Below are 7,688 nucleotides of genomic sequence, written 5' to 3'. Positions count from 1 at the left end.
GCTGGGCTCGGTGTTGCGGCCTGAGCGTTCCCTCGCCGTGCGGCGCAGGCGTTCGTGCAGTTCACGCACGTAGTCGCAGGTCCGCCAGCGGCGAAAGAAGTCGTAGACCGCCCGCCAGTGCGGGAAGTCGACTGGCAGGGCCATCCACTTCACGCCGTTGTCGACCAGGTAGCGCACAGCGTCGAGCATCTCGCGGTGGCAGTACGCCTCCGGACGCCCGCCCTGCTTGAGGAGCCAGGCCGGTACCGGCATTGCGGAGCGGACCTCGGCCCACTCCGCATCTGTCATGTCACTCGGATAGCACCGCGCCCGCTGTCCCGGAGCGATCGAACCGAACCGGTGCACGTAGCAGTCACACCCAGGGGTGACCGCGGTGGACGCAGGCACAGTGGTACTGCTCAACTGATCAGGCAACGGGCTTCCTTGGTCGTGCTGGGTGTCGTAACCGCGTCACTACCAAGGGGCCCGTTCTTTCATGCCCACGGCCGCACCCGTACCTCTGTCCAGATGATCACCCGCGCACACACCTCGAACGAAATCCGGTTTGCCACAACGCACTAAGACCGCGCCGCGCGATCTGGCGCCCCGGCACTGATCACCACAGGCTGCGACGGGAGCGTACCCATCGGCCATCTCAGCTGAACAGGCATCGATGCCCGACGGAGAAGGACGCCGACCAGGTGATACCGAGAGGGGTGCCCCAAGCCGTCCCCAGCTCGTCCACAGAACGAAGAACAGCGGTGACTTCACTGTCGTCAACGAGGTCTAGCCGAGCACGCGGAAGTGGCGGGCTGATTTCAAAGGCGCACGATGACCAGGGCGGTGTCGTCGGTGGCGTCGCCGGGTGGGAGCAGGTCGGTGAGCACGGCGTCGGCGAGGGTTTCGGGGTCGTTTGCCTGGTGGTGGGCCAGGGAGTCGGCGAGCCGGGCGAGGCCGGTGTCGATGTCCTCGCGGCGGCGTTCGATCAGGCCGTCGGTGTAGAGCGCGAGGACGGCGCCCTCGTGGAAGGTCGCGGCGGCCTGGATCCGGGGGACGTGTTGAGGGCGGGCGCCCAGTGGGGGGTCGGTGGCCTGGTCCAGGAACTCGACGGTCCCGTCCCTGTGCAGGAGTGCCGGTGGGGGGTGGCCGGCGCTGCTGTAGGTGATGGTGTGGGTGTCCCAGTCGATGAAGGTCGTGGCCACGGTGGTGTTCTCGGCGCCGTCGATGGTGCGGGCGTACAGGCCGAGGACGTCCAGGGCGCGGGCGGGGCCTTCGGCGACGAGGCAGGCGGCGGTGAGGGCGCTGCGCAGTTGTCCCATGACACCGGCCGCGGTCAGGCCGTGGCCGACGACGTCGCCGACGGCGACGGCGATGCGGTCGCCGGGCAGGTCGACCAGGTCGTACCAGTCGCCGGCCACGTTCAGCGCTTCAGCGGCGGGCCGGTAGCGTACGGCCGCCGGGTGGCGGCCGACCGGGCGGGGAGCGGGCAGCATGGCTTCTTGCAACGTCAGCGCGACTTCACGGGCGCGGATGAGTTCGGTGACGTCCTCCACCCGGTGCAGCAGCAGCGCCAGCCGCCCGTCATGGCCGAAGACGGGAATGTTGGTCAGGTTCAAATACCGCTCGTGCCGTACCTCGGGCTGGTCGGGGTCCTCCATGTCGTAGCGCTGCAGCGCTACGGTGTCGCGCTCGCCGGTATCCGCCACCCGGCGTATTGACGCCAAGACTTTGAGCACGAGAGGCACGGCGGGGTCGTTTTCGGCGCGGTCCGCCGGCAGGAACCGACCGATCACTTGCTCGCGGGGGAGGCCCCGAATGCGCAAGAACTCCGCGTTGGCGTCCGCGTAGACCAGCTCCGGGGTAATCAACGCCACCGCCCCGGGGAGGGCCCGGAACACCGCCGTGTAGTCGACCTCCGGCTCCGTCATGACGTTCCTGCCTTGCCACCGTCGTGTGTCTTTTTCACGATACGAGCGGAGAGTCACAACCTGCCCCCTGGGCGTCCCAGCCTTGAGTCCTGCCGCATGCGAACGCACGAGCGATTACTGCAACCTGGTAACCGTGGCTCGGCGCGCCGATCGCGCCCATATGGGACAACCTGAGCGTGCACAAAGTCACCCGGCTGCAGGCGTTCACGGACACCGACGACCACGACGGAGTCCGGGCGTCCTTCCCTGGCCCAAGAGGAGCACGACGCCATGGACATCGGCATCGGACTACCAGTACTGCGTCCCGACCCGGGTCTGTCGATCGTGGACTGGGCGAGACGCGCCGAGGTGCGCGGCTTCTCCACGCTCGGCTGTACCGACCGCCTTGTCTATGACAACTACGAGCCTCTGACCGCACTGGCCGTCGCCGCCGGAGCCACCTCCCGCATCCGGCTGACCACGGGCATCCTGCTGGCCCCGTTGCGCGCCAACCACGCACTGTTCGCCAAGTCCGCCGCCACGCTCGACCGCCTGTCCGGCGGCCGTCTCGTGCTGGGCCTCGCACCTGGCGCCCGGGAGGACGACTACAAGGCAGGCCGGCTCGATTTCCAGCGCCGCGGCAAGCTGTTCGACTCACTGCTCGAAACGGCCACCCGGCAGTGGCAAAGCCACGACGGTATCGGGCCCCGCCCGGCCACGCCTGGCGGCCCCCAACTGCTGTTCGGCGGGTTCACCAAGACCGCCCTGCGGCGAATGGTCACCTACGGTCGCGGCTGGATCGGCGGAGCCCAGGGGGTGGAGAACTTCCGCTCCCTCCTCCCGGGGGTCAGGCAGGCGTGGCGGGATGCGGGCAAGGCGGGCGAGCCCCGCCTGGTCGCGACCGCGCACTTCGCGCTGGGCCCGGGCGCAGAGAAACGCCTGCACAACAGTCTTGCGAGTTACTACACCTCGGGCACCTACATCCGCGAAAGCATCGAAGCGGGTCTGGCCACGCCCGAAAATGTCGCCCGCGAGGTCGCTGCCTATGGCGAGGCAGGCTGTGACGAACTCATTCTCTTCCCCCACGGCGGCGGCCTGGAGCAGGTGGACCTGCTCGCCGACGTGGTAGGGCTGTGACATTCCCACTAGACTAGGGCGCGTATCCAGTCACGATCTATAGGCCCTGTCCGTCTTCCTGGATAAGTTGACCACTGACGCTGCCTGACGCACAGGCGTTCCTACGGCCCGCGGGCAAGAGCATGCCTCCGGCGGGGGCGCTCAGGCTCCGAGATGCAGGGGGCGCCGTTCGCGACTGCCGGCCGAATCTGGCGTGCGAGGGGGAGCTCCCATCCCGCCTGCCGTCGACCCAGGCAGAGCCGAGCAGACGCGGCCCCTGGCGTCCAGGTCGTTCGTGCGGTAGCACGCTCCACCTGGACGCCGGGAACCACGCCCGCTCCACGGTGTGTGGGTCGACAGTAGACGGGATGGAAGCTGGGGAAGGGGTCGGTTGAGGAAGTGGGTGTCTACTCGCCGCGGTGGACGGAGTGGGAAGGCATGCGCTGGATAGCAACCATGGCCACGTCGTCACTCGGCGCTTGGCCAGCGTGCATCTGCATATCGCGATACAGATGCTTCAGGAAACTGTCGCAACCCTTCGCCGACAACGCCCTGGCGCGCTCGAAGAGCGGGTAGAAACGGCCGTCGCGAGCGCGGGCTGACGAGCTCAGGAAGCGAAAGATTCCGGCGAGCGTGATCGCGGAAGCCTCTTACAAGATGCGCGGCTCCTTCAACCGACGCCAAGCCGTGCCCACGTACGTCCCCGAGAAGCACCCGGGTGGTTCCGCTGTGGTCCCGGGTGACAGCGTAGAAGTCACCACCGATCCGGGCCTCCTCTTCGGAAGCCTTGTAACAGCTAGCGATGCGCAGTGACCCCACGTTCTGCGGCAGCGGTGGTAGCAGAACCCGCTGCACCGCCTTGGCGATCGATCGCAGCCGGCATACCTGATGCCCGCGGCATTGCAGCCTGATGCTCATGAGCACGGTCAAAGCCGCAATGGCGCCCAGGATCGTGATGCTCGTGGCGTGGTTCTCCGAAAGAATGCCGCCTTCCCGTGCCGCATCCAGAAGAAGGGCCGCGAGCGCGAGGGCTCCGACCAGTACGGTCCGGCGCGGTCTGGCAGAGGGGGCCGTGATAAGCGGGGCGAGGAACAACGTTCGGCACAGATGGAGGTTGGGCGGCGCCGGCAGTAGCCCGACGGTCACTGGGACTAGGGCGAGTGCAAGCACCACCCTGCTTTTCGATTGTCGAGCCTCAATAGTCAAACTCATCGAATTTTCCGTTTTCCGCCACATTGCAGGAGCGAGTCGACCCCTCTCCTTTTGTACAGGTCCGCGTCGTGGCTGACGCGCCGACCGCTTCTGGAGCCCTTCTTCCTCCAGTTGGCCGCCTGGTCCCGCTTCTCGCGGACCCGGATCTTCCCCAGCACGGGGATGAACTGCGGGCTGTCGGCTGCCTGTCCGGCGGTCAGGATGAACGCCAGCGGGCGGCACTTCCGGTCGACGGCGGGGTGGACCTTGCTGGCCTGCCCGCCCCTGGACCGTCCAAGCGGGGCGGCCTTCAGCCGGAACTTGCGGCGGCGCCGGGCGCGTCGACGCTCTTCCCGCTCGGGGTCACCTGCGGTGTCCGGACCGCTTTGTTCTTCGAGGCCGCCCCCTTTGGCCTAACCTTCTCCTCCTCGGCGGCAGCCTTCTCCAGCGCGGTGAGGGCGGCCTCGTCCAGGTGCATCCCGGCAGCGTCGTGGTGAGCCCGCGCGGTGGTGGAGTCGATGCTGACCAGGGGCAGGTCCACCTCGCCCCGCTTCGCGGCTTCCGCGATCAGATCTTCGGCACGTGCGCTGACCTCAACGCCACCGGGTTTTTGTTCGCTTCACGCTGCGTGGCGGGGACCGGGCAGGCCACCAGCCCAACCTGCTCCGTCGCCCGCGCGGGCTACTGCCTGGTGTGGCTGCGATCGCAGGTCTGGTCGGCCCGTCGTGAACCATCGTGAACTCGTTGGACGTACACCGCGCGAAGTCTGAACGGCGGCGCATTTTGCCTGCCGTTCGCCGACAGACGGGCCGTCCGAGTGAAAACCTCCGGCCGAGGTGAGCATGTCGAAAGTGTCCGTTAGATTCCTTATGGCTCGACGATGATTCGGGCGACCGACGTCAAGCGTCATCGGTCATGTGCTCGGGGACGCATGATCGCGTTCGGGAGAGGTGACCTCGGCGCCACGATGACAGGCGCTGCTCTCGCCAGTGGCCGTTGATGAATGCAGCGACCAGTTCCTGCCGCAACCTCTCGCGCCACGCGGCACAGCCCCCACAGCACAGTCCTCACGAGCCAAGCGCCGGTGGCAGCTTGTGACGCGGGCTATCCACCGGCGACGTGACCACAAGGAGTGAACATGGGTATAAGACCCAGCTTTGCCCGGGCGTTCGTGGCGGCGGTCGTGTATGCGTCCATCGCCGCTTGCACGACGTCCGGGACGCAGGAATCTGCGTCCTCGCACCTGGGTCCGGTGCCGGCCCCCACAGTGGGGTCGACCGCCGGCCCCTCAGTGCCGGGCACGCTGATCCAAGCTCCGGCGTTGCCCGGGGCGCAGCCGATCTCGGGGAACGACCGGGTGTACACCGCCGACCAATCCTCCAACACGGTCAGTGTCATCAATCCGGCGACGAACACGGTGCTGGGCACGATCGCTCTGGGCAAGCCGCGGTTGGACCCCAGCGCGGACGTGCTGGGGGCCATGTACGACGGGGAGATCGACGTGCACGGCCTGGGCTTCTCCCGGGACGGAAAGTGGCTCGACGTGATCGACGTGACCACCAACGCCGTCCATATCATCGACACCGCAACCAACAAAGTAGTGCGCACCATATACGTCGGCCGGGCGCCGCACGAGGGATTCTTCTCGCCGGACGGCACGCAGCTGTGGGTGGCGGTGCGCGGCCAGGACTACATCTCGGTGCTCGACTGGCGGGCCGGCGAGGAGGTCGACCGGATCTACAGCGAAGACGGGCCGTCGAAGGTGGTCTTCAGCCCCGACGGCAAACTCGCCTACGTCAACCACCTGCGCGCCTCGAGGCTGGACATGATCGATGTCGCCTCCCGCCGGATCATCAAGCGCCTGCCGATCCCAGAACAGGCGGGTGGGTCCTCCGACGAGGCCATCTCACCCGACGGCCGGGACATCTGGCTCGGCATGCCCACCAACGGCCGGACCACCGCTGTGGTCAATGCACAAACCTTCCGTGTGGAGGCGGTGCTGAACACAGGACCGCGCACCAACCACCCCAACTTCGTCACCGTCGGCGGCGTCGACTACGCCTACATGACCGTGGGCGGACTGGACGAGACCTTGGTGTACCGCCGATCGAAAACCGGGGCGCCACCCACGCTGGTGAAGACCATCCACAACAACGGCCACGGCCCCCACGGCATCTGGCCGAGCCCCGACAACACCAGGATCTACGTCGCCCTGCAGAACTCCGACGCGGTAGACGTCATCGACACACACACGAACTCGGTGATCAAGACCCTCCCCATCGGCCAGTCGCCCATGGCGCTGGTGTACGTCGCCCGCAACACTCCAGCCACCAGCACACAAAACCTGGGCCGGCAGGGTCTGGGCATGCGCACACAGAACATCCCCCTGCGCGTCTCCGGTAGCTCCGGCGAGGGCACGGCCCTGATCCGGGCACTCCCCGGCATCAACGAAGTCACCATCGGAGCCACAGGGCTGCCGCCCAACCAGATGTTCACCGCCTACGCCAGCAACGGCACCCGCACTACAGCGCTTATGACCATGATGAGCAACGAGTTCGGCAGGATCGACGAAGGCCTGTCCTATTCGTACTTCTTCGCCAACCACTACACCTCCGTCATCCTCAAGCCTGGAACTCCACCCGGCGAGCACGAGCCAGGCCCGGCCATGCCCATGGCATGACGGACCGAGGACGCAGGGCGGCGCCGTCGGTGCGGTCAGCGCGTCATCGGTGACCGTGGCTGCGCTCCGGGCGGCTTCCTCAGCGCCGACCGCCTGACACCGTGTGGTGCGGCATCCAACGGCAGGCTGCGACATTCCATCAGCTCGACGTCGTGGCAGAGGACGAGGTGCTGGCCAATGCCCGGTCTCACTTCTGGTCTCATTCGCACGCGTACATCCCCAACGACTGAGCCGTATGCCCGTCCCGCTACCCGCCAGACCGGAGAATGGCAGGGAACGATGGGTATCAACAGGTGATGCCGCAATGATGGCCTCTGGCCGATACGGCTGGTCAGAGGCCATCCACTTGCGCGCTTGTGTGTTCCCTCCGCTGTGTGGGAGGTGCTGACGAGCAGGTCAGTGCGGGCTGACGTGGTTTCAGGTTCACTGGTTCGGTCGTTGCCTGGTCGGCGTAGTGCTTTTCCTCGAATTCGATGGGGCTGAGGTAGCCGATCCGTTTCTGGATGCGGCGGGGATCGTAGAAGCCGTCGATGTATTCAAAGAGCGGGAGGTTCGTCTCGGCCCGGACGGCGAAGACGAGGCCGTGGACGCACTCGGTCTTGACCAGTCAATATCCACAGGTGTCCCACCAGGGCGTTGTCGAACGAGTCCCCCACCGAGCCCATTGACTCCTGGATTCCGGCTTCGACCAGGCGTGTGGTGAGCTTGATGGACGTGTACTGCCCGGGTTCAAGGAATCGTCGCAACACTGTCTGTCAGCGAGTCTTGGGTGAGCGGATAGGTTCATGAGCCGAACCAGATTGGTATTGGCTTCA

The 7,688-nt window shown here is 66.6% G+C and carries 5 protein-coding genes and 1 pseudogene; 2 read left to right on the top strand and 4 right to left on the bottom strand.

The window, feature by feature from the left end; genetic code table 11:
- Together VXC91_RS22860 and VXC91_RS22855 are read right to left on the bottom strand one after the other, a co-directional pair.
- Positions 1 to 288, bottom strand: a 288-nt coding sequence (locus tag VXC91_RS22860; RefSeq protein ID WP_329509179.1) for a transposase, incomplete at its 3' end; no start/stop codon positions are given.
- 509 nt (positions 289 to 797) lie between these two features.
- Positions 798 to 1,907 carry a PP2C family protein-serine/threonine phosphatase gene (locus tag VXC91_RS22855; RefSeq protein WP_329509178.1) on the bottom strand — a complete coding sequence of 370 codons (1,110 nt, stop codon included), beginning with the start codon at positions 1,905 to 1,907 and terminating at the stop codon, positions 798 to 800.
- A 270-nt stretch (positions 1,908 to 2,177) separates the two neighbouring features.
- Between VXC91_RS22855 and VXC91_RS22850 the strand changes: the two genes are divergently transcribed.
- Positions 2,178 to 3,023: an LLM class flavin-dependent oxidoreductase gene (locus VXC91_RS22850; protein WP_329509177.1), complete on the top strand. Its 846-nt coding sequence runs from the start codon at positions 2,178 to 2,180 to the stop codon at positions 3,021 to 3,023.
- A gap of 1,235 nt (positions 3,024 to 4,258) precedes the next feature.
- Here VXC91_RS22850 and VXC91_RS47035 read toward each other — a convergent pair.
- Positions 4,259 to 4,782 (bottom strand): annotated as a pseudogene (locus tag VXC91_RS47035) (hypothetical protein); the annotation flags it as partial.
- A gap of 549 nt (positions 4,783 to 5,331) precedes the next feature.
- Here VXC91_RS47035 and VXC91_RS22835 point away from each other — a divergent pair.
- Complete coding sequence (locus tag VXC91_RS22835) at positions 5,332 to 6,873, top strand: YncE family protein (protein WP_329509175.1); 1,542 nt, start codon at positions 5,332 to 5,334, stop codon at positions 6,871 to 6,873.
- Between the two features lie 331 nt (positions 6,874 to 7,204).
- Here the strand turns inward: VXC91_RS22835 and VXC91_RS47030 are convergent, their stop codons facing one another.
- On the bottom strand, positions 7,205 to 7,480 hold the full coding sequence (locus VXC91_RS47030; RefSeq protein ID WP_408057447.1) for an IS3 family transposase: 276 nt from the start codon (positions 7,478 to 7,480) through the stop codon (positions 7,205 to 7,207).
- Between the last annotated feature and the right edge of the window lie 208 nt (positions 7,481 to 7,688).

The organism is Streptomyces chiangmaiensis, assembly GCF_036281785.1.
GTDB classification, from domain to species: domain Bacteria; phylum Actinomycetota; class Actinomycetes; order Streptomycetales; family Streptomycetaceae; genus Streptomyces; species Streptomyces chiangmaiensis.
Note: the sequence above shows the minus strand (reverse complement) of the source record. Positions and strands in the feature narration are given on the sequence as shown.